The organism is Streptomyces sp. BHT-5-2, from assembly GCF_019774615.1.
GTDB lineage: Bacteria > Actinomycetota > Actinomycetes > Streptomycetales > Streptomycetaceae > Streptomyces.
This window is the reverse complement of record NZ_CP081496.1, coordinates 252,480-274,036: the sequence shown is the minus strand read 5'-3', so window position 1 is coordinate 274,036 and position 21,557 is coordinate 252,480. Positions and strand designations below refer to the sequence as shown.

The 21,557-nt window shown below is 73.6% G+C and carries 13 protein-coding genes, 1 tRNA gene and 1 pseudogene; 8 read left to right on the top strand and 7 right to left on the bottom strand.

Annotation, left to right across the window (positions count from 1 at the left end):
- Positions 1 to 395 precede the first annotated feature (395 nt).
- Positions 396 to 1,409, top strand: a pseudogene (locus K2224_RS41560) (recombinase family protein); the annotation flags it as partial.
- An 820-nt stretch (positions 1,410 to 2,229) separates the two neighbouring features.
- Here K2224_RS41560 and K2224_RS01190 read toward each other — a convergent pair.
- Positions 2,230 to 2,305 (bottom strand) — tRNA-Arg (locus K2224_RS01190).
- Positions 2,306 to 2,616: 311 nt separating this feature from the next.
- Here K2224_RS01190 and K2224_RS01185 point away from each other — a divergent pair.
- The 7 genes from K2224_RS01185 (at position 2,617) to K2224_RS01155 (ending at position 12,597) form a co-directional block, all read left to right on the top strand.
- Positions 2,617 to 4,368: a dynamin family protein gene (locus tag K2224_RS01185; protein ID WP_260692271.1), complete on the top strand. Its 1,752-nt coding sequence runs from the start codon at positions 2,617 to 2,619 to the stop codon at positions 4,366 to 4,368.
- Between the two features lie 413 nt (positions 4,369 to 4,781).
- Complete coding sequence (locus tag K2224_RS01180; protein WP_260692270.1) at positions 4,782 to 6,632, top strand: YfjP family GTPase; 1,851 nt, start codon at positions 4,782 to 4,784, stop codon at positions 6,630 to 6,632.
- A gap of 572 nt (positions 6,633 to 7,204) precedes the next feature.
- Positions 7,205 to 7,759, top strand: a complete 555-nt coding sequence (locus K2224_RS01175) for a single-stranded DNA-binding protein (RefSeq protein WP_221904762.1) — start codon at positions 7,205 to 7,207, stop codon at positions 7,757 to 7,759.
- Between the two features lie 241 nt (positions 7,760 to 8,000).
- Positions 8,001 to 9,392: an LAETG motif-containing sortase-dependent surface protein gene (locus tag K2224_RS01170; protein ID WP_221909359.1), complete on the top strand. Its 1,392-nt coding sequence runs from the start codon at positions 8,001 to 8,003 to the stop codon at positions 9,390 to 9,392.
- A gap of 286 nt (positions 9,393 to 9,678) precedes the next feature.
- Positions 9,679 to 11,343 carry an energy-dependent translational throttle protein EttA gene (ettA, locus tag K2224_RS01165; protein WP_221904761.1) on the top strand — a complete coding sequence of 555 codons (1,665 nt, stop codon included), beginning with the start codon at positions 9,679 to 9,681 and terminating at the stop codon, positions 11,341 to 11,343.
- Positions 11,344 to 11,347: 4 nt separating this feature from the next.
- Positions 11,348 to 11,782: a thioesterase family protein gene (locus K2224_RS01160; protein WP_221904759.1), complete on the top strand. Its 435-nt coding sequence runs from the start codon at positions 11,348 to 11,350 to the stop codon at positions 11,780 to 11,782.
- Complete coding sequence (locus K2224_RS01155) at positions 11,779 to 12,597, top strand: hypothetical protein (RefSeq protein WP_221904757.1); 819 nt, start codon at positions 11,779 to 11,781, stop codon at positions 12,595 to 12,597. Before K2224_RS01160 ends, K2224_RS01155 begins: the two co-directional genes overlap by 4 nt.
- 443 nt (positions 12,598 to 13,040) lie before the next feature.
- Here the strand turns inward: K2224_RS01155 and K2224_RS01150 are convergent, their stop codons facing one another.
- The 6 genes from K2224_RS01150 to K2224_RS01125 all read right to left on the bottom strand — a co-directional run bounded on the left by K2224_RS01150 (position 13,041) and on the right by K2224_RS01125 (position 21,448).
- Positions 13,041 to 13,445 (bottom strand): globin, encoded by a 405-nt coding sequence (locus K2224_RS01150; protein ID WP_221904756.1) that lies wholly within the window; start codon positions 13,443 to 13,445, stop codon positions 13,041 to 13,043.
- A 133-nt stretch (positions 13,446 to 13,578) separates the two neighbouring features.
- Positions 13,579 to 15,228, bottom strand: a complete 1,650-nt coding sequence (locus tag K2224_RS40150) for an FHA domain-containing protein (RefSeq protein WP_260692269.1) — start codon at positions 15,226 to 15,228, stop codon at positions 13,579 to 13,581.
- Positions 15,229 to 15,272: 44 nt separating this feature from the next.
- Positions 15,273 to 16,115, bottom strand: a complete 843-nt coding sequence (locus K2224_RS01140; RefSeq protein WP_221904755.1) for a hypothetical protein — start codon at positions 16,113 to 16,115, stop codon at positions 15,273 to 15,275.
- A gap of 98 nt (positions 16,116 to 16,213) precedes the next feature.
- Entirely contained in the window at positions 16,214 to 17,593 is a 1,380-nt protein-coding gene (locus tag K2224_RS01135) for a protein phosphatase 2C domain-containing protein (protein WP_221904753.1), read from the bottom strand.
- A gap of 1 nt (position 17,594) precedes the next feature.
- Complete coding sequence (locus tag K2224_RS01130) at positions 17,595 to 20,138, bottom strand: serine/threonine-protein kinase (protein ID WP_221904751.1); 2,544 nt, start codon at positions 20,136 to 20,138, stop codon at positions 17,595 to 17,597.
- A complete protein-coding gene (locus K2224_RS01125; protein WP_221904749.1) occupies positions 20,135 to 21,448 on the bottom strand; it encodes a hypothetical protein in 1,314 nt (437 codons plus the stop codon). Before K2224_RS01125 ends, K2224_RS01130 begins: the two co-directional genes overlap by 4 nt.
- Between the last annotated feature and the right edge of the window lie 109 nt (positions 21,449 to 21,557).

The window sequence follows — 21,557 nt, the reverse complement described above, 5'->3', positions numbered from 1 at the left end:
CGGTGCCCCGGTTTCCACCCGGCTCTGTACCCGCAACCTCGGGGACGCACCGGCAAGCGACTGGCACAGCGCCCCACCACACCAAGCCGCGCGAGCCATCAAGGGGCCGGTTCCCGGACAGACTCCTCCTCACCACTGCCTGACGCAACGGGAGCGGCCATGACATCTCCCGACGACGAACCTCCGAACCAAGAACACCGGAACCGCCACGTCGACGACGTGGCTCCGGTTCCCGTCGACAGGGTGATCCGCTCTTCACCACACCAGAGCTACCGTCCGGACCGGTTCCGTAAAACGACGGCGCCGGACGTGGTGTTCGAGGTGGAACTCGCCAACGGCGAGGAGGCCGAGGCACTGCGTCGCCTCCAAAGACAGGTCATGGTGGAGGTCATGACATGGATCGTGCAGCAGCGGATGCGCACCCCGGCAGACTCCTCGCTGCTGTCGCGCCAAGTGGCCGATCCCGCCGCGGACCGGGACCCGGGCAGGGCAGCTCCGCCGGGCTGACCCGTCTGGTCTTCCTCGGCCGCACTTCGACCGAGGACAAGCAGGACCCCACGATCTCGTTGCCGCGGCAGGTGCGCTCGTGCCAGAGCGTCCTGCCGCAAGGCATCGTCATCGTCGGCTTCTACTACGACGTCGAATCCGGCCGTAAGGACCTGGCCGCTCGTGGTCACGGCCGTGGCCACGAACGCTTCGACATCCCAGTACCCCGCGACGGCGGAATCCAGGACCTGCTGGCTCTGGCAGAGGGCCCCGAGCGGCATTTCGACGCGGTCATCTGCGAGTCCATCGAACGTGTCGCCCGCCGCACGTACTTCGGCACACTCATCGAGCACCGCCTCGAAGCCGCAGGCGTTCCCCTCTTGGCCTCCGACGAACCCATCAATTTCACCGGATCGCGCACCAAGAAGGCCACCCAGGTCCTCACCCGCCGCGTCAAGCAGGGCGTAGCCGAGTGGTACGTCCTGGAGATGCTGGAGAAAGCATGGGGAGGCTTCGAGGAACACACCATCCAGGGCTACAACATCGGCAAGCCACCCTACGGCTATCTCGCCGACCGCATTCCACATCCCGTCCCAGCCCGCCGAAGCGAAGGCAAGACCAAGACCCGCCTGCTCCCCGACCCCATCTCTGCCCCCGTCGTCCGCAAGATCTTCGACTGGCGCGTCACCGAGAGGCTCAGCCGCAGGGCGATCGCCGACCGGCTCAACGAAGCTCTGGACCTCAACCCGCCGCCAATTCCGCCCGATCCGGCGAAAGCCGTCGGCCGCTGGACCGCGTCGAACGTCCGCGACGTCCTGACCAACCCCAAGTACACCGGTCACATGGTGTGGAATCGCCGCGCCCGCAAGACCCGCGGAGGCAAGTACAACCCGATCGAGGACTGGGTCTGGTCCCCGCAGCCCACCCACCCTCCGCTCGTCTCCCTGGAGACCTTCGTACACGCGCAGGCCGTGCCCGAACAACGCGAGCGCTCTCGCTCCGGCCCCGGCCCCAATACGGCCCACCCCCAGGCCCGCCGCACATACCCCCTGCGATCGTTCCTCTTCTGCTCCCTCTGCGGACGGCGCATGTTCGGCAAGAACCGCCGAGACCTCAGCTTCTACGCGTGCGCGCCGAAGCCCGGTTACGTGCCCGAAGGCCACCCGAAGAGTCTGTGGATCCGCGAGACACACCTCATGGACGTCCTCAACGACTTCTTCGCCCAACGCATCTTCGGCCCCGATCGCCGCGAGCTGCTGGCCGCCGCGCTCCCCGAAACCGACGAGAACGAGTGGCGACGCCACGCCGAGCGGGAGAAGGCACTGCGCGACGCCGAAGCCGACCTCGCCCGCCGCCGCGACCGACAGTTCCACGCCCTTGAGATCGCGGACGGACTCGATCCGGCATTCATCCAAGGCGTACAGCTGCGCGTCGCCGAACTCGACCAGCAGATCGCCGCCAAAAAGGCAGAGACCGAAAAACTCCAGCGGCAAACCCCTGCCCGACAAGATCCAGCGCTCGTTGATGCCCTGCCCGCCGGCCGCTGCGAGATCGCCACACTCCCCGACCTCATGCGGCGGAGGATGTTCGAAGCCTTCCGGCTCCAGATGCACTACGACAAGCGCGCCAACAGCGCCCGATGCCGTGTGGTGCTCACCAGCGACATGATCAACAGCACCGCCCGCGTCGCCGCGGAGGCGCTGCGGGCGGGACATGGAGATGGGGCGACTGTTCCCATCTGTGTGGCGCCCCCGGCAGGACTCGAACCTGCGGCCAAGCGCTTAGAAGGCGCCTGCTCTATCCACTGAGCTACGGGGGCCGGTGGTGGGTGTGGATCACGGACCGCGGACCAGGATAGAGGCCCGGGTGCCTCGTCCCGGTTGCTTCACCTCCGTGGCACGTTGTGGAGGTTCGGTGAAGCGATCCCGATAATCGCAGGCAGGTACGAATCCTGCACGGCTTTTGGCGCCTCGTGCGGCGGGTGTTGTGCACTCGTTATGCCTGAGTCTCGGATATTACGAAAATCCAAAATGTCACCTATGTCGTTCCGTGGAGATCCCTGTGGCGCACACAAGGGTCTATACGCTTCAAAAACCTAACGAAATTGGGCATTCTTCACATGTGGTGACCTTGGATGTAGGACCCCGGCTGATCGACGCACTGTCCGTACTGCGTGACCGCGTCGATGCCGCGCGATTTCCCCTGCCGCTCGGGGGCGCCGCCCGCGCCCGGCGGGACCGGGCCGAGCTGCTCTCCCAGCTCGACGACTATGTGATGCCCCGCCTGTGCGCTCCTAAGGCCCCTCTTCTCGCGGTCGTCGGCGGATCGACGGGGGCCGGCAAGTCCACCCTGGTCAATTCGCTGGTGGGGCGGCGGGTCTCCGAGGCGGGGGTGCTGCGGCCCACGACGCGTACACCGGTACTGGTGTGCCACCCCGACGACCACCGCTGGTTCGCCGGGCAACGGGTGCTGCCGGGCCTCGCCCGGGTGTGGGTGCCGGAGCAGGACGGCGGCGACGACGGCGAGCGGGACGACGGTGGTGAGAACGGCCACGGTGGTGGTGGGCGCGGCCCGGTGGACGAGCCCGGGGTGCCGACCGTGCGGATCGAGACGGACCCCGCGCTGCCCAGCGGGCTGGCGCTGCTCGACGCCCCCGACATCGACTCCCTGGTGGCCGGCAACCGCGAACTGGCCGCCGAGCTGATCTGCGCGGCCGACGTCTGGTTGCTGGTCACCACCGCCGCCCGGTACGCGGACGCGGTGCCCTGGCACCTGCTGCGCACCGCCAAGGAGTACGACGTCACGCTGGTCACCGTCCTGGACCGGGTGCCGCACCCGATCGCCGCCGAGATCTCGGGGCGGTACGCGGAGCTCCTGCACCGGGCCGGCCTCGGCCACGTACCCCGATTCACCATCCCCGAGCTGCCCGAGTCCGCCGGCGGGGGCCGCGGACTGCTGCCCGCCACCGCCGTCGCCGGCCTGCGCGACTGGCTGGAGCGGCACGCCCAGGACCCCGCCGCCCGTAGTGCCGCAGCGGACCGGACGGCCACCGGCGTGATCGCCTCGCTCCGCAGCCGGATGCCCTCGCTGGCCGGCGCCGCCGCCGCACAGCATGCCGCGGCGCTGCGGCTGGCCGGCCGGGTCGAGGAGGCGTACGAGGAGGCCGCGACGCGGGTGCGGCGCGAGGTCGCGGCGGGCGAGGTGCTGGCCGGCGACGCCCGCGCCCACTGGTACGCGCACGGCCTCGGCGGCCGTCCCGACGAACTGCTGGACGCGCTCACCCGCGGGCTCACCGCGTTGCTGGTCTGCGCCGTCGAGGAGGCCGACGAGCGGGCCGTGGGCGCCTGGCGGCGGGACCCGGCGGCGGCCGAGGTGGCGGCGAGCGCGGCGGACGGGGCCGCGGGCGCCGCCGGCCGGATCGGCGTGATCGTCCGGCGCTGGCGGCGCTGTCTGGAGGAACTCGCCGAGGAGGAGGCCCGGGAGACGCGCGGCGGCCAGGCCGGTGAACGGGCCGACCCGGTGGACGTGGAGGAACCGGCGGCCCTGCTGGCCACCGCGCTGCTCGGCGGGCGCCGGGCCCGTACGGCCGGGGAGAACCTCGCCGACCTGTTGGGGGCGCAGAGCGCGCTGCGGCTGTGTGACCAGGGCACCCGGCTGCTGACCAAGTACCTGCAGTGCGCCCTGGACGGTGAACGGGAGCGCCGGCTGGCCCCGTTGGACCGGCTGACGGTGCCGCCGGACCAGCAGGCGGAACTGATCGCCGCGCTGTCCGTGGTGCAGCGGGAGCAGCGCCGGCGACGGCCGGTGACGGAGTGGGAGACGGAACGGGCGCGTGGGCGCGCGGCGGCGGATCGGTGCGGGAGAGAGGCAGTGACCGGGTGACGGAGTCCGAGCGGCGACGGACGGAGACGGGGACCGATGAGGGCGGGGAGGGGGTGGTGCGGGTCGAAGGAGCCTGGGACGACGGGGTGATCGCGCGGCGGGTGCGCAGCGGGGAGCGGACGGATGACGCACGGGAGAGGTGTGAACGGGACAGCGGGCTGCGGGAGGACGAGGCGCCGGCGGCGGGAGACGTCGACGAGGTGGATGCCGTGCTGATGGCCTTGACCATGGCCGAGGCCGGTGCGTCCGTCGGTGCGGAGAGCGTTGGGGCCGCTGTTGGGAGTGGTGGGGCTGGGGCTGGTTCGGTGGGCGGTGCCGCTGGGGCGGGCAGGGATGCTGCCCGTGGGCGAGTGGCTCGTGGGACGGGGGGTGGGGGAGCGGTTGCCGGGGCGGTCGAAGGTGTCGAGGACGAAATGGTGGGTGGGCCCGGGTACAAGTGGGTGCCCGGTGAGGCGCGGCGGGCCGCGGAGGTGGGGCTGCGTCCCCGGTTGGAGGCGTTGCGGGAGCTGATCGCGCTGTCCCGGAGCCGGCTGGACGGGGCGGTGCTGGACGAGGCCGGGCACGTGCTGGAGGCGGCCGACGAACGGTACCGGCTCTCCGGGGAGCACACCGTCGTCGCCCTCGCGGGCGCGACCGGCAGCGGGAAGTCCTCGCTGTTCAACGCCCTTGCCGGGGCGCCCCGTTCGGAGGCCGGGGCGCGCCGCCCCACGACCGGCGAACCGGTGGCCTGCGTCTGGTCGGGCGGCCGGCCGGGCGCGGAGGGGCTGCTGCGCCGACTCGGGGTCCCGGTGCACCGCCGCCACACCCCCGCGCAGGGCAGCCCCGAACTGGCCGGACTGGTCCTGCTCGATCTGCCCGACCACGACTCGTCGGCCGTTGCGAACCGCGAACAGGTCGACCGGCTGCTGAAGCTGGTGGACGCGGTCATCTGGGTGGTCGACCCGGAGAAGTACGCGGATGCGGTGCTTCACGAGCGCTATCTGAGGCCGCTGGCGGGCTACGCCGAGGTCACGTTCGTGGTGCTCAACCAGGTGGACCGGCTGCCCGGCGACGCCGCCGACCAGGTGGTGGACGACCTGCGCCGGCTGCTGGACGAGGACGGGCTGGCGCTGGGCGAGCACGGGGAACCGGGGGCGACGGTCCTGGCCCTCTCCGCGGCGACCGGCGAGGGGGTGGCGGAACTGCGGGAGGCGCTGGGCCAGTTCGTGGCGGAACGGGGTGCGGCGGACCGCAGGCTGACGGCGGACGTGGACACCGCGGCGGAGCGCCTGCGGACGGCGTATGTCGCGGACGGCCGGGTGGGCCTGACCGAACGGGCCCGGGAGGAGTTCGACGACCGGCTCGCCGAGGCGGTGGGGGCGGCGGCCATCGGGCGGGCCGCGGAACGGGACTGGCTGCGGCACGCCGCGCGGGCGTGCGGCTCGCCGTGGTCGCGGCTGCGGTCCCGGCGGAAGGCGCGTCGGGCGCGGCGGCGGGGTGCGACGGCGATGACCGGCGGAGGCGGCCATGGCGCGGCGGCGGTCCGGATCGCCGCACCGCGGACGGGATCCGGGGCCGGGAACGGGGCCGAGGCCGCGGATGCCGAGCCGACCGGATCCGGAAGCGTTCGCTCTGAGCGCGCTCGTTCCGGGCGTGCGCGTTCCCGGCGTACCCGTTCCGGGGGCGCGGCCGCCGGGGCCGTGCCCGTACGCGTGGTGGCCCTCGGATCCGTGCGGGGCGAGGACGGGCGGGCGGCCGCGCGGCCGGTGGTGGAGCAGGCGGTCCGGACCGTGGCGGGCCAGGCCGCGCTGGGGCTGCCGATGCCCTGGGCGCAGGCGGTGCGGGAGGCGGCGGGGCGGGGCGCCGAGGGGCTGCCGGAGGCGCTGGACACGGTGGCGGCCGAGGCCGAGGAGGCGCTGCGGCACGGGCCGGACGCGAAACCGCGGTGGTGGACGGTGGCGGCCGCGGTGCAGGGGCTGCTGTTCGTCCTTCAGGTGGTCGGCGTGTTGTGGCTGCTGGGCGCCGTGACCGGGGTGACGGATGCGACGGAGTGGTTCTCCGGGGTGCTGCCGGTGGTCGTGGGTTCGGTGGGTGGCCCGGTGCTGACCTGGTTGTGCGGGATGGTGGCCCGGGGCCCGGCCCGGCGCTACGGGCAGGAGGCCGAGCGCAGGCTGAGGGGAGCGGCGGCGGGATGCGGCCGGGCGCGGGTGCTGGAGCCGTTGGCCGCCGAACTGCTGCGGTACCGCGAGGTGCGGGAGCGGTACGCGGTGGCGTCGGGAGTGTGAGCCGCGAGGCGCGGAGGACGGGCGGCCGGAGGAAGGGAAGAGGGCAGAGGGCAGAGGGGGAGGGGAGTGAGAAGAGAGGGGACGGGCGGCGGATGGAACGCCGTCCGTCCCCTCGTCCGGGTGACGGAGTTTTCCACAGGCGGCTGTTCCACCGGCGACCGTTTGTCCACAGCCCGCCACGGCCGGCGCCGTGTCCGTGCACGATGGGTTCCGCGAAGCGCGGCGGCACGGAAGGGCCCGACGTAATGCCGCGTGAAGCGATACGCGTCAACAGTCATGTGTGGCAAGGCGGTTGACTCCATAAAAGCTCGACCGAGAGGGCGTGGGGATGGGGGCGGAAGTCGCGTGCGGGAAGTCACGCACCGAAGTCGCGCGCTGACAAAGAATCACCGGAGAGGAAGCGGGGTCGGGGCGCCGGAATATCGAAGGCGTCGAAGAGGCGAAGCGCCACGGAAGACGTGAACGTGGAGATGCGGACGTGCCGACATGAATGTGGCGGCAGGAACGTGGCGGCATGGACGTGATGGCGTGCTGAAGCGACGTCATAAAGAGGGGACGGGGGAGAGGCATTCATGAACGACACGATGGTGACGCTGGTGGGGAACGTGGCCACGGCGGTGGAGCACCGGGAGACCGCGGCGGGGGTGTCGGCGGCGCGGTTCCGTATGGCGGCGACCTCGCGGCGGTGGGACCGGGCGCGGGAGTGCTGGACCGACGGGGAGACGAGTTTCTACACCGTGCGGTGCTGGCGGGCGCTCGCGGACAACGTCGCGGCCTCGGTGGCGGTCGGGGAACCGCTGGTCGTCCAGGGGAGGTTGCGCCTGCGGGAGGGGGAGCAGCCGCCGGAGAAGGGTGGGCAGCGCTGGTTCGCGGCGGAGGTCGACGCCATGGCGATCGGTCACGATCTCGCGCGCGGCACCTCGGCGTTCCGCCGGGTGTCGAAGGCGCGGAAAGCGGCGGAGGGAAGTCGGCCGGCGGGGGAAGTGGGCGGGGAACTGGCGACGTTGAAGGAAGTTGAATCGGGTACGACCGTGGTATTGGCGGGCGGGCCCGAACGGTCGGCGGGTGTTCCGGCGGAGAGAATGGCCCGTACCGGCAATTCGCCCCAGAAGGTATCTGTGCCCTGAAAACGTCCAGAGATTTGTCGATAATGTCGGCACACCCTGCGTGTATTCGGTAACGATTGCGATTCGGATCGCTTATGGGACGCCATTACCGGGGACCCTGATGCGCCCGCTCCATAAGATCCGACGAGTACTCACGGGGGCTGACCAGGCTGACCAGTTCGGCCGTTGAGTTCTTGGGATCTTTCCGGTGAGGCGACCACTCCAGCCGACTGCCTCGCCCAGAGGGGAAATCATGCTTTCGATGAAGGGGCGGGGCGCAGCCCGCCTTGCCGCCGCGGTCGTGGCCTCCGGCCTCATCGCGGCGGGCACGATAGCCACCGCGGGGACCGCCGTGGCGGATGACCCGGCCGCATCGCACGGGGGCGCCACCGCGACCCTCGGCGGGCTGAAGACCTTCGACCAGGCCGTGGTGCACGGTGACGGAGGGGACCAGCGCGTCGGCGCCGGCCTCTTCGAGATGTCGGTGGACAACGGCGGCACGCTCCAGACGTACTGCATCGACATCCACAACCCGACGCAGCAGCAGGCCCGTTACCAGGAAGTGCCGTGGAGCGCCTCGTCGCTGCACGACAACGCGGACGCCGGCAAGATCCGCTGGATCCTGCAGAACTCCTACCCGCAGGTGAACGACCTGGCCGCGCTCTCCTCCAAGGCCGGTGCCGGGCAGCTGAGCGAGAAGACCGCCGCGGCGGGCACCCAGGTCGCGATCTGGCGCTTCTCCGACCACGTCAAGGTGGACGCGGTCGACCCGGCCGCCGAGAAGCTCGCCGACTACCTGGCGAAGAGCGCGCAGAGCGTCTCCGAGCCCAAGGCGTCGCTGACCCTCGACCCGCCCGCGGTCTCCGGTAAGTCCGGCGGCAAGATCGGCCCGGTCACCGTGCACACCAACGCCGACAGCGTCACCGTCTCCCCGGCGGCGGACGCGCCGGGTGGCGTGAAGGTCGTGGGCAAGGACGGCAAGCCGGTCACCAGCGCCCGGGACGGCAGCCAGCTGTTCTTCGACGTCCCCAAGGGGGCCGCCGACGGCACCACCTCGCTGAGCGTCCAGGCCGCGACCAAGGTCCCGGTCGGCCGTGCCTTCACCGGCATCGGCGTGCACGCCAAGAGCCAGACCCAGATCCTGGCCGGCTCCAGCGAGTCCACGGTCTCCGCGGCCGCCACGGCCTCGTGGAAGAAGCAGGGCGCGATCCCGGCGATCACCGCGGAGAAGGACTGCGCCAAGGGCGGCGTGGACGTCACCGCGAGCAACAAGGGCGATGAGGCGTTCCGCTTCCAGCTGTCCGGCAAGGACTACGAGGTCGCCCCGGGTGCGTCCAAGACCGTGACCGTCCCGGTCGGCGAGGACCAGTCGTACCAGATCACGATCACCGGTGCCGGTGGCTTCAAGAAGACCTTCTCCGGCGTCCTGGACTGCAAGACCGCCGGCAACGGCGGCCGGCCCTCGCCGCACCCGAGCCCGGCCTCGGCCGGCGGCACCACCGGCGGCAGCACCGGCGGTCACGGCACCGACCTCGCCGAGACCGGTTCCAGCAGCGCCACCCCGGTGATCGCGGGCATCGCGGTCGTCCTCGTCCTGGTCGGCGGTGGAGCGGTGTTCTTCCTGCGCAAGAAGAAGACCGGGCAGTCCGCCTGAGCAGGCGAGCCGGCCGTCCCGGCCGCAGGCGGTCCTCGTGACCACCGGTGAGCGTGCCGTCGGCACACCGTGACCGCACGGTCACCGGACGCACAAGTCGAAGGCCCCGGAGCGCACTGTCCGCTCCGGGGCCTTCGCCGTCCGTCCTCCGGAACCCGTTTCCGTCCGGGGATGGACGTACGGCAAGATGGGGTGTATCTGCCCTCGCGCGGCCACGCCGCACCATGGCCCAGGCGGCGGAGCCGCACAGACCACCTGATAGATCCAAACTGCCGGACGGTTTCTCTTGGCTGAGTACATCTACACGATGCGCAAGACGCGCAAGGCGCACGGCGACAAGGTCATCCTCGATGACGTGACGCTGAGCTTCCTGCCGGGCGCGAAGATCGGTGTCGTGGGTCCCAACGGCGCCGGTAAGTCCACGGTGCTGAAGATCATGGCCGGTCTTGAGCAGCCGTCCAACGGCGATGCGTTCCTCTCGCCGGGCTACACCGTCGGCATGCTCCTCCAGGAGCCGCCGCTGGACGAGTCCAAGACGGTCCTGGAGAACGTCCAGGACGGCGCCCGCGAGATCATGGACAAGCTCAAGCGCTTCAACGAGGTCGCCGAGCTGATGGCGACCGACTACTCCGACGCGCTGATGGAGGAGATGGGCAAGCTCCAGGAGGACCTGGACCACGCGAACGCGTGGGACCTGGACACCCAGCTGGAGCAGGCCATGGACGCCCTGGGCTGCCCGCCCGGCGACTGGCCGGTCACCAACCTCTCCGGTGGTGAGCGCCGCCGCGTGGCGCTGTGCAAGCTGCTGCTGGAGGCCCCCGACCTGCTGCTCCTCGACGAGCCCACCAACCACCTCGACGCCGAGTCGGTGCAGTGGCTGGAGCAGCACCTGGCGAAGTACCCCGGCACCGTCGTCGCCGTCACCCACGACCGGTACTTCCTCGACAACGTCGCCGGCTGGATCCTGGAGCTGGACCGCGGCCGCGCGATCGGCTACGAGGGCAACTACTCCACGTACCTGGAGACCAAGCAGACGCGTCTGAAGGTCGAGGGCCAGAAGGACGCCAAGCGCGCCAAGCGCCTGAAGGAAGAGCTGGAGTGGGTCCGCTCCAACGCCAAGGGGCGGCAGGCCAAGTCCAAGGCCCGTCTGGCGCGTTACGAGGAGATGGCCGCCGAGGCGGACAAGATGCGGAAGCTGGACTTCGAGGAGATCCAGATCCCGCCGGGCCCCCGTCTGGGCAACGTCGTCGTCGAGGTCAACAACCTCAGCAAGGCGTTCGGCGAGAAGATCCTCATCGACGACCTCAGCTTCACGCTGCCGCGCAACGGCATCGTCGGCGTCATCGGCCCGAACGGCGCCGGCAAGACCACGCTGTTCAAGATGATCCAGGGCCTGGAGACCCCGGACTCCGGCGACATCAAGGTCGGCGAGACCGTCAAGATCTCCTACGTCGACCAGAGCCGCGAGAACATCGACCCCAAGAAGACCCTGTGGGCCGTGGTCTCCGACGAGCTCGACTACATCAACGTCGGCCAGGTCGAGATGCCCTCGCGCGCCTACGTCTCCGCGTTCGGCTTCAAGGGCCCGGACCAGCAGAAGCCGGCCGGGGTGCTCTCCGGCGGTGAGCGCAACCGCCTCAACCTCGCGCTCACCCTCAAGCAGGGCGGCAACCTCCTGCTCCTCGACGAGCCGACCAACGACCTCGACGTCGAGACGCTGTCCTCCCTGGAGAACGCGCTGCTGGACTTCCCCGGCTGCGCCGTGGTCGTCTCCCACGACCGCTGGTTCCTCGACCGCGTCGCCACGCACATCCTGGCGTACGAGGGCAACTCCAAGTGGTTCTGGTTCGAGGGCAACTTCGAGTCGTACGAGAAGAACAAGATCGAGCGGCTGGGCGCGGACGCGGCCCGCCCGCACCGTGCGACGTACAAGAAGCTCACCCGGGGCTGACACCGTGCGCCACCTCTACTCCTGCCCCCTGCGCTGGTCGGACATGGACGCCAACGGCCATGTCAACAACGTGGTGTTCGTCCGCTACCTCGAAGAGGCGCGGATCGACTTCATGCGCCGGCTGGCGCCGGGGGGCGGCAGCCCGTCGTTCACGGGCGGCTCGGTCGTCGCCCGGCACGAGGTCGACTACCTGCGGCAGCTGGTGTACCGGCCCGAGCCGGTGACCGTCGAGGTGTGGGTGACGGAGATCAGGGCGGCTTCGGTGACGGTGGGGTTCGAGGTCAAGGACGGGGACGCGGTCTGCCTGCGGGCCAAGACCGTGGTGGTGCCGTTCGACTTCGCCGCGGGGCGGCCGCGCCGCCTCATGGCGGAGGAGAAGGTGATCCTCAAGGACTATCTGGACGACGCCGCGCATCAGGAAGGGGCCGGCACGGGATGACGGTGCTGCGGCTGGCCGACGCCGGGGAGGCAGCGGACCTCGCGGCCTTCCTCGCCCGGCTGATCCACTACGACCGCGGGGCGGCGGTACGGCTTCAGACGGGCGGCGGGGTGCTGGCCGTCTTCGGCCGCCCGCCGTCCTTCGAGGTGCTGGCGATTCGGACGGCGCGGTTGGTGGGGGACGGCACCGGCGTCGACGGTGGTGCCGGTGCCGACGGTGGTGCCGGTCCGGGGCGCGTCGGTGGTCCGGGCCTCGATGTGACCGTTTCCGCGGGGGAGCTTCTTGAGGGCATCGAGGAGGCGGCGGGGAGCGTCGCCGTGCCCGCCGCGGTCACCGGGCCGCCGTGGGCCGGGGTGCTGCCGCCGCGGGGCGGCTGGACGCGGGTGCCGGGGTTGCCGTCCCCGGATGCGTTGCGGCGTGCGGTGGCCGCCGCGGTCGCCGAGTTCCGTGCCCGGGACGAGGCGTTGCCGCCGCAGCGGCGGACCCGGAACGAGCGGGACCGGATCGGCCGGGAGATCTGGTCGCGGACGCTGGGCGACACGGAGTTGCCGTTGCGGGTGGTGCATGCGGCGCAGGCGCTCGGTTTTCTGCGGGGGGCGGTGCCGGCCGGGGCCGGGGTGCCGGGAGCGGTCGGTGTGGCCGGTGCTACCGGTCCGGGTGGTGTGGCCGGGGCGTCGGAGTCGGCGCCGGAGCTGGCGCTGTTGGCTGCCGGGGGGTGGCTGCGGTTGAGCACGCCGTATGGGTCGGTTGCCGTGCGGGTGGGGCGTGTGGCGGGGGCGACGGGGCTGTCGGGGCTCACGGTCACGCCGGTCTGAGCGGGGCCGGGGCCTGACGGGGTGGGGGCGCCGAGGCGATGTGCCCCGGACCCGCCCCTTTCCTGAACCGGGGTCGGCCCCGGGCACCGTTGCGGCCGTCGGGTCGCGTGTTCGGGGACCGTTCTGCGCGGTCCCCGTTTGTGTTCTGCGCGGTCCCCGTTTGTGTGCAGTTCCCGCTTGTGTTCGGGGCTCGCCCTGCGGGCTCGATATCGCCCTCCGGGCTCGTCCTCAAACGCCGGACGGGCTGGATATTGCGGGCCGGATGCGGCTGAACTGGGGCACGTGGGACGGGCGTTGCAGGACTGGGCGCGCAGTCTGGATGTGCTGGGCGGGGTGTGTTGGGGCTCAGGGGGCGTCGGGGGTGTCGGGCCAGATGGTGATGTGGTCGGGTTGCAGGTGGAGGAGGGGCGGTCGCGTAGGGCCAGGGCGGTGTGACCGTTCTCTCACCCTGCGGTGTTGATCATCGACGCGGCGGCGTACGTGAGGTAGTTCCACAACTGCGTGCGATGGTCCTCGGCCAGTCCGAGGGAGTCCACGGCGTCCCGCATGTGCCGCAGCCAGGCGTCGTGCGCGGCCCGGTCGACGGCGAACGGGGCGTGCCGCATCCGCAGCCGGGGGTGGCCGCGGTTCTCGCTGTAGGTGCGGGGGCCGCCCCAGTACTGCATGAGGAAGAGGGCGAGGCGCTCCTCGGCCGGCCCCAGATCCTCCTCCGGGTACATCGGCCGCAGCAGCGGGTCCTCGGCGACGCCCTCGTAGAAGCGGCGCACCAGACGGCGGAAGGTGTCCTCGCCGCCGACCTGCTCGTAGAAGGTCTGCTCCTGCAGGGTGTCGTGCGGAATGTCGTTCACCCGTCCATGGTGGCAGACGTCGCGACCGAGGATCCCGGACTTGGGGCCGGTCTCCGGGCGGTCGCCGGCGGACACGACTCCGGGGCGCGATCGGTCGATCACGCCCCGGAGTTGGTGAGGTGTCGTGCGGCGGTCAGCCGCGGCGGACGGTCAGCGTCGTCCAGGCGCCGACGTGCACCCGGTCGCCCTCGTGGAGCGGCACCGGGACGTACGGCTGGATCGGCTCCTCGGCGAGGTTGACCGTCGTGCCGTTGGTGGAGTTCTGGTCCACCACGGCCCAACTGCCGTCCTGCTGCTGGACGAGCAGGGCGTGCTGGTGCGAGACGCCCGGGTCCTCAGGGGTCCGGCCCAGGTCGACGTCGGGGGCCTCGCCGGTGCTGTTCCGGCGCCGGCCGACCGAGACCTGGCCGCCGGTGAGCGGCAGCACCTGCTCGGGGGAGTACGAGGGGAGGTTGAGCCCCGCGGCCTCCGGGCCGCTGCGGCTCATCATCGCCATGAAGTACTCGCGGTCCGGTCCGATGGCCACCACCCAGCCGTCGCCGACCACCGGCGGCGGGCCCTGCGGCGGCGCCGCCGGAGCCTGGCCGGGGCCGCCGCCCCACTGGCCGTCGGGCCCCGGCTGGGGCTGCTGCTGCGGCGGGAACGGGGCCGGCGGCTGCTGCTCGAACGGGGCCTGCGGGCCGGGTCCGGGCTGCGGGGGCGCCATCGGCGGGGCGGCGTTGGCCGCCGGTGCCTGGTGCGGCGGGGTCAGCGTCCAGTCGTCACCGCCCTGCTGCGGGGGCGGCGGCGGGCCGGGCTGGCCGGCCGGGCCGGGGCCGGGTCCGGGCATGCCGGGGGGCGGGCCGGGCTGACCCGGGTAGCCGCCGGGGCCGGGCATCCCGGGCGGCGGGCCCGGCTGCTGCGGGGCCTGCTGCTCGAACGGCGCCTGCTCGAACGGGGCCGGCTGCTCGAAGGGAGCCTGCTGCTCGAACGGGGCCTGCGGCGGCGGGAAGCCGTAACCACCCTGTGGCGGCTGGCCGCCGGGACCGTGCGCGGGCGCACCGGGGCCACCGGGGCCGGGGGCCGGCGGCGGGAAGCCGTAGCCGCCCTGCGGCGGCTGGCCGCCGGGGCCGGGTGCGGGCGCAGCGGGCGGCGGGGCGAACGACGCCGGGGAGTTGGTGAGGAAGTTGTACTGGCACTCGGTGCAGAACGGCGCCATGCCGTCGCGCGGCGCGCGGCACTGCGGGCAGAACTCCGTGGACTGCTCGGGACCGGGCGCGGGAGCCGGCATTCCGGGCGCGGGCATCCCCGGGGCGGGCGCGCCGTGCGGCGGGGTGCCGTGCGGGGGCGTGCCGGGACCGGGCATGCCGGGGACGCCCGGACCGCCAGGTCCACCGGGGCCGGGGGCCGGCGGCGGGAAGCCGTAACCGCCCTGCGGCGGCTGGCCGCCGGGACCCTGCGTGGGCGCACCGGGGCCACCGGGACCGGGCATTCCGGGGGCCCCGGGACCGCCGGGACCGCCCGGACCGGGCGCGGGCGGGAAGCCGTAACCGCCCTGCGGGGGACCGGGCTGGCCGGCCGGGCCGGGACCCGGCGCACCGGGCGGCGGACCCGGCTGGCCGGGCGGCGGCGGGCCGGGCTGGCCGGGCGGCGGGCCCGCGGGGCCGTTCGGCTCGGGCGGCGACGTGTTCAGGAACCCCGCCGGCAGGGAGGGCGGCGGGGGGACGGCTCCCGCCATGCGCTGGCCGCACACCTCGCACCAGTCTTCGGCCACCGACTGGTGGCCGCTCGGGCAGGTCGGCATGTCGGTTCTTCCCCCTCCGTACCAAAACTTCCGGGTGGTACTGATCAGTTCTGAACGTGCTCGTTCATTGCGTTTTCTCCGGGCGTTGGGTGGGGTCCGGGTGCCGTCCGGGAGCTTTCCCGGCCGGCCTCGGCCGCCTTCGCCGCCTGTCGCACAGTACCGGTCGCGGGATCGGCGTCGCCCACCACCTTCGCAAGGAGTTTCGCAGTGTCCCCGCTTCCCAGGTCGGCGGCGAGCCCCGTCGCACGGCGCAGTTCGCACACCGCGCGGACGGCATCTCCCCACTTCGCCGCATCCAGCCCCCGCTGGATGGCTTGGGCCAGTTCGGACCGTCCTGTGTGGTGCGCCACGTGTAAGTCGATCCGTACCGCGGCGGCCGGATCGTCCGTCCACACGGCGCGGACGAGGCCCTGTGCGACGACCCGGGGCGCGGCCCCGTCCGGCGTCGGCAGCAGCACCGAGAGCCGGGCGGCGAGCATCTCCCGGCCGAGCCCGGGGTCCGGGACGCGGAGGAAGAGGTGGTAGTCGCGGGACTCGTCGCCCCAGGGGCCGGTCGGGTAGTCGCCCGAGCGCGGCCCCGACGCTCTTCGGTGCCCGGTCAGGTCCTCGGTGGCGGGCGCCACTTGGCGCAGGAACCCGACCTCGGCGCCCAGCGGCGTCCGCACCCGCAGCACGACCCCGGTCTCCGGGCCGAGGGCCGCGCCGCCGGCCACCGGAACACCTCCCTCCGGCCGCGGCCCGGGAACCGGCCGCCCGCCGGTCGAACCGCCCCCGGTCGCGGTGACGGTGACGACGGCGTGCAGCCCGCGCCCGCCCTCGGGAAGGAAGGGATTGTGGTGCACCTCGGCGGTGAAGCGCGGCACGCGCGACTTGGCGAGGTTGGCCATGGGTTACGTCCGCTCCTTGCGGCCGTCGCCGGCCGGTCCACCGGCGGGTCGGACGGCCCGGTGGGTGGTGGCCGGGTCCGGCGCGTGCGGTTGCGGGCTCAGGCCGATCCTGCCCCGTCCGCGGGCGCCGGGAACCGCACCACCGCGACCGTTACGTTGTCGTGCCCGCCGCCGGCCAGGGCGTGGTCGACCAGCACCCGCGCGGCGTCCAGCGGCCGGGCCGGGGCGTCCGTCGGCAGCACCGCCGCCATCGCCCCGGCCGTCTCGACGTAGTTCCACAGCCCGTCCGTGCACACGACCACCGTGCCCGGCCCGTCCGGCCGGAACGCCGCGATGTGCGGTTCGACCTCGTACGCGTCCGCGCCGAGCCATCCGGTGATGGCGTGCGCCCGCTCGTCGGCGTTGGCCTCGGCCTCCGTCATCAGGTTGTTGGCGACCATCTGGGCCGCCCAGGAGTCGTCCTCGGTGAGCCGGACCGGCGGCGCGGTGCGGTCGTCGGGGATCCAGTACGCCCGGCTGTCGCCGACCCAGCCGATGGTCAGCAGCCCCCCGCCGACCAGGGCGCCGACGAAGGTGCAGGCCGGGGCGTTCTGCTGGCGGAACTCGTCGTGCGCCAGCGACGGGTCGGCGGCCAGCGCATCGACCGCCGTCGAGGCCGCCAGCACCGCGTCGTGCATGGCCTGCTGCGGGTGGGCGCCGCGCGGCAGTGCCATCCGCAGCGCGCCGGCGGCCCGTTCGGCGGCGATCCGGGAGGCGTCGTCGGGACGGGTGGCCGAGGAGACCCCGTCGCAGACCACCGCGATCACCGCCGGCGCGCCGTCCGGCAGCGCGGTGCCGGCCAGCGCGAAGAAGTCCTCGTTGCGGTGGTGCCGGTGGCCGACGTCGCTGACCGCCGCGACCCCCGGCAACTCCTGCTCCAGATGGTCGCGTTCGGGCCGCACCGGGGTGTCCGGGGACGTTCCGCTTCCGGTCGCGGCGGGCGCGCCGGCGGACACCGCGGGCGCGTCGAAGATCGTTCCGCCCGGCTCCCCGGCGTCCGCCGCTGGCCCCTGCGGGACGGCCGTCCCGGCGTCCGCCGTGGTGCCCGCCGCGGGCTCCGCTTCCGTGCCGGCGGCGGCCTCGGCCGGAGCGGCCGGCACGGCGTCCGCTTCGGGCCGCGCCACGGCCCCGGCGGCGGCGTCGGCGACCGCCTCGTAGCCGACCACCCGCGGGTCCGCTGGCCGGCCGGCGGGCCCTGCCGACGGCACCCTCGCGCCCCCGTGATCCCCGTACGCGAGACGGGTCGTGGGGTCGGGCGGCGGCGGCCCCGCCTGCGCCGCCGGCCCCGCCGCGTACCCCGCCGGGGGCGCACCGTGTCCCGTGGGCAGGCCGTGGCCGCCCGACGTCAGGGGATCGGCGCCGCACCGTCCGCAGTAGTTGTCCCCCGCGGCGAGCGGCTCACCGCAGTTCCGGCAGCGGGACGGCCCAGTCACACCCATGTCACACCCATGTCCTGGGGCGGAAGCGGTTGGCCCGCTCCACCAGCTCGATCCTTTCCTCGCCACGCCGCGCGAGCCGCGCCAGCAGACGGTACGAGCGCTCCAGCCCGAACCGCAGCCCGCGCTCGTCCAGCGGACTGCCGAGCAGCGTCGGCACCGCCGCACCGGCCGGCTCCCCGCCGCCCGGCGCCCCGGGCCCGTCGCCGTGGCTCCCGGAGAGTACCCAGTCCAGGGCACTGCCCAGTACTTCGGTGGCCAGCAGTTCCCGGCGCCGGTCGTCCAGGCCGAAGTCGGCCAGCGCCTCGACCTGTTGGGCGGCGGCCCGCAGATCCGGCAGCAGGGCCTCCTCGGGCGAGCGCTGCCGCAGCCGGGCGCGGACCGCCGCGATCCGGGCCGCGGTGTGGTGGATGGACGCCTCCGGTACGGATTCCAGCGCCGCCACCGCACCCTCCCGGTCGCCGGCCGCCAGCCGCACCCGGGCCAGTCCGAACGCGGCGCTCACATACCCGCGGTCGGTCGCCCAGACGAGGCGGTAGTACTCCGCGGCGTTCTCCCACTGGCCGAGGAGTTCGGCGCTGATGCCCAGCGCCAGCTTCGGCGCCTGCTCGCCGGGGAAGGCGTCGTAGACCGCGTCGAAGGCCAGCGCGGCGCCCTCCCGGTCGCCCGCCGCCAGCGCCGCCAGCCCGCGGTGCCAGACCACCCGCCAGTCGTCGTCCGCGGACACCTCCGCCGCCCGCCCGCCGTCGGAGGCGGCCGCGGCCCCGCCCAGCTCCAGCCGGGCGCGCAGGGTCCGCAGCCGCAGCTCCGGCGAGTCGGCGGGCGCCGCGCGCAGGGCGGCCAGCAGCTCCGCCGGCGTCGCGGCGTGCAGACCGGCCAGGAACCCGGCGTTGGGGTCGTCGGGGTCCGCCCGCGGCACCGGCAGCGCCAGCGCCGCCCCGGCCACGTCCAGCGGCCGCAGCTCCGGGCCGCCGTCCGCCCGCACCGGACCCGGTGCCGCGGCCCGCCCGGCGCGCCGCCGGCCGGTCCGCCGGCCGCCCAGCAGCGAACTGTCGCCGGCCGGCGGCCCCATCAGCTCCGTGCCCACCACCCGCAGTTCGGGCCCGAACAGGGTGGAGTGCGCCGGCCGCGGCTCGCCCGTACGGAGCGCCGCCACCTCCCGCAGAACCCCCGTCAGCTGCTCGGCCATCTCCTCCGCCGACCCGAAGCGCCGGCCCGGATCCGGATCGGTGGCCCGTACCAGCAGCCGGTAGAAGGACTCGTAGGAACGGAACACCTCGATGTGCTCCGGATCCGGCAGACAGTCCGCGAAGACGTTGGTGAAGCCCTGGAAGTCGAAGGTGAGGACGGCGAGGGTGCGGGCGACGGTGTAGAGGTCGGAGGCGACCGACGGGCCCATCTCGCCGACCTCGGGCGCCTGGTAGCCGATCGTGCCGTACAGCGGGCTCTCGTGGTCGTCCATGCGCCGCACCGCGCCCAGGTCGATCAGCTTGAGCCGGTCGTGCTGCTGGAGGGCGTTGTCGACCTTGAAGTCGCAGTAGAGCAACTGCCGCGCGTGCAGATGGCCGAGTGCCTCCAGCGCCTCGACGCCGTACGCGCACGCCTGCTCCACCGGCATCGGGTCGCGCCGCCCCTGGGACGTGCGCCGCTCGTTGGCGAGGTCCTTCAGGGAGGTGCCGTCGACGTACTCCATGACGATGTAGCCGTCCCGGCTGCCGGTCGCCCGGTCCAGGTGCTCGACGAAGTTGTAGATCCGCACGATGTTGGGGTGCTCGATCGCGGCCAGGAACCGCCGCTCGGACACCGCCGCCGCCAGCGCCTCCTCGTCACCGGTGTCCAGCAGCCCCTTGAGCACCACCCACCGGTCGTCGACCGCACGGTCCCGCGCCAGATAGATCCAGCCCAGCCCGCCGTGCGCCAGGCACCCGGCGACCTCGTACTGGTCGTGCACCAGCTCCCCGGCCCGCAACTTCGGTACGAAGCTGTACGGATGGCCGCACTTGGTGCAGAAGCCCTCCGCCGGGCCCGGCCGGCCGTCCCGGCCCCGTCCCACCGGCGCCCCGCACTCGCCCCGGCTGCAGAACCGCTTCCGTTCCGGCACCGCCGGCTGCGCCAGCACCGCCGACCGCGGATCGCGCCGCGGCACCTGCGGCACCGTCACCAGCCCGGCGCCCAGCCGCCCGTGCGACGCACCGGAACCGCCCCCGGACCCCGAGGCGGGGCCGCCGGCTCCCCGGCCGCTGCCGCGCACCACCGGCGGCGTCCGGCCGCCCGGCCCGCTCCCGGACCGGCCGCCCGCCCGCCGCCCCGGGACGTGCGTCCCGGCCGTCCGCCGCCTCGGGGCACCGGTCGGCGGCGGCGCCGCGACCGTCGCACCGCCCTCGTCGACCCGCTGCGTCAGCACCGTCGCGGTCGCCGACAGCAGCCCCTCGGGCGACACCACCGGCGCCAGCCCGCACTCGTCGCAGTACAACTCCCCGTCGCCGACGTCTTCGTATCGCCCGTCGCAGTCCCGGCGCTGGCACCGCCCCCCGTCCCGCTCCGTCACGACTCCGCCCTGCCGTCCCGCGGCTCCGGGACCATCGCCTCCGCCGCCGCCTCCTGATAGCGCCACACGGCCTGCTCCGCCGCCCGCAGATCGCACGGCGCGCTCCACAGCATCCGGCGCGCCACGTCATAGCGCTCCATCAGCATCGGGTCCTCCGCCAGGCCGCACCGCGCCACCCGCGCCCGGTACGCGTCCAGCCGGCCGCGCAGCTCGGCCCGGACGGCCAGCGGCGCGGTCACCGCCGTCAACGACTCCCGGGCCCGCCGGAGTTCGTCCTCCGCCCGCTCCTCCAGGCTGTCCAGCAGCGGCGACAGGCGGTGCCACTGCGACCGGCGGCGGTACTCCGCGGCCGCCGCCAACTGCTCGTGCAGCACCGTCGACGGGCCGCTGACCGCCGGCACCTCCGACGCGGCGATCTTCGCCAGCACCTCCCCGCGCGCCTGCCGCGCCTCGGTCAGCGTCCGGTCCGCCCGCGACAGCACGTCGCGCAGCAGCATCAGCCGTCGCTCCGCGTCCTGCCGCACGTCCAGCACCGCCGCCACCTCGCGCCGGATGTCCTCCAGCGCCCGCGCCGCCCGGTCGTAGCGGGCGGTGTCCGGACGCCCCCCGCCCGGCGCCGCGCTGCCCGCCCCCGACGACACCCAGAACGCCAGCGGATCGGCGATCACCAGGGCCCGCAGCCGCGTCAACTCCTCGGTGATCCGCTCCAGATCGTCACCGGCCGGATGCTCCCCCGGACGCACCCCCACCGAATGCGCCAGCGAGCGCGTCCGCCGCAACTCCTCCGCCAGCAGGTCTATCCGGGCCGGCAGCGCCGACCACACCGCGTCCGCCGCCACGATGACGTCCAGCGACCGCGCGTACAGGCCGTTCAGCCGTCCCACCAGCTCCGCCAGGCCGATCCGCTCCGCGCCGCCGCCGTCCCCGGCGCCCGGCGCGTCCGCGGCCGGGACCGTCACCCCGCCGCCGTGCAGCAGCTCGGACAGCTCCGCCAGCTCCTCGGCGGACGGCCAGCGGCGCCGCGCCCGCAGCTCCCGGGCGGCCGTCAACACCTCCGTGTACGCGTCGAACAGCGACCACAGCAGCGCGAGGGACCGCTCCGTCTCGGCCCAGCGCTCCTTGCTGACGCCCGACAGCTCGGCGCCCTCCAGGAGCCGGCGGCCGGCGTGGTCCTGCAACGCCAGCAGCGACGTCTCGATCGCCTCGTACTCCGCGCCGAGCCGCGCCAGCGCGCGGTCCACCTCCTCCCGGTCCACCGCCGGGGCATCGGGCCTTCCCGCCGAGCCGGGGAAGGGTCCAGGGACCCCCATCGATCACCTCTCCAATACGCGTACCGTGCACGGCGGTTGGTGCACCCGGCGTCGCCCGCCGGGCCCTTCGGCTCCTCGCCCCCGCTCCAGCCCCTCCATAGTGGACCCA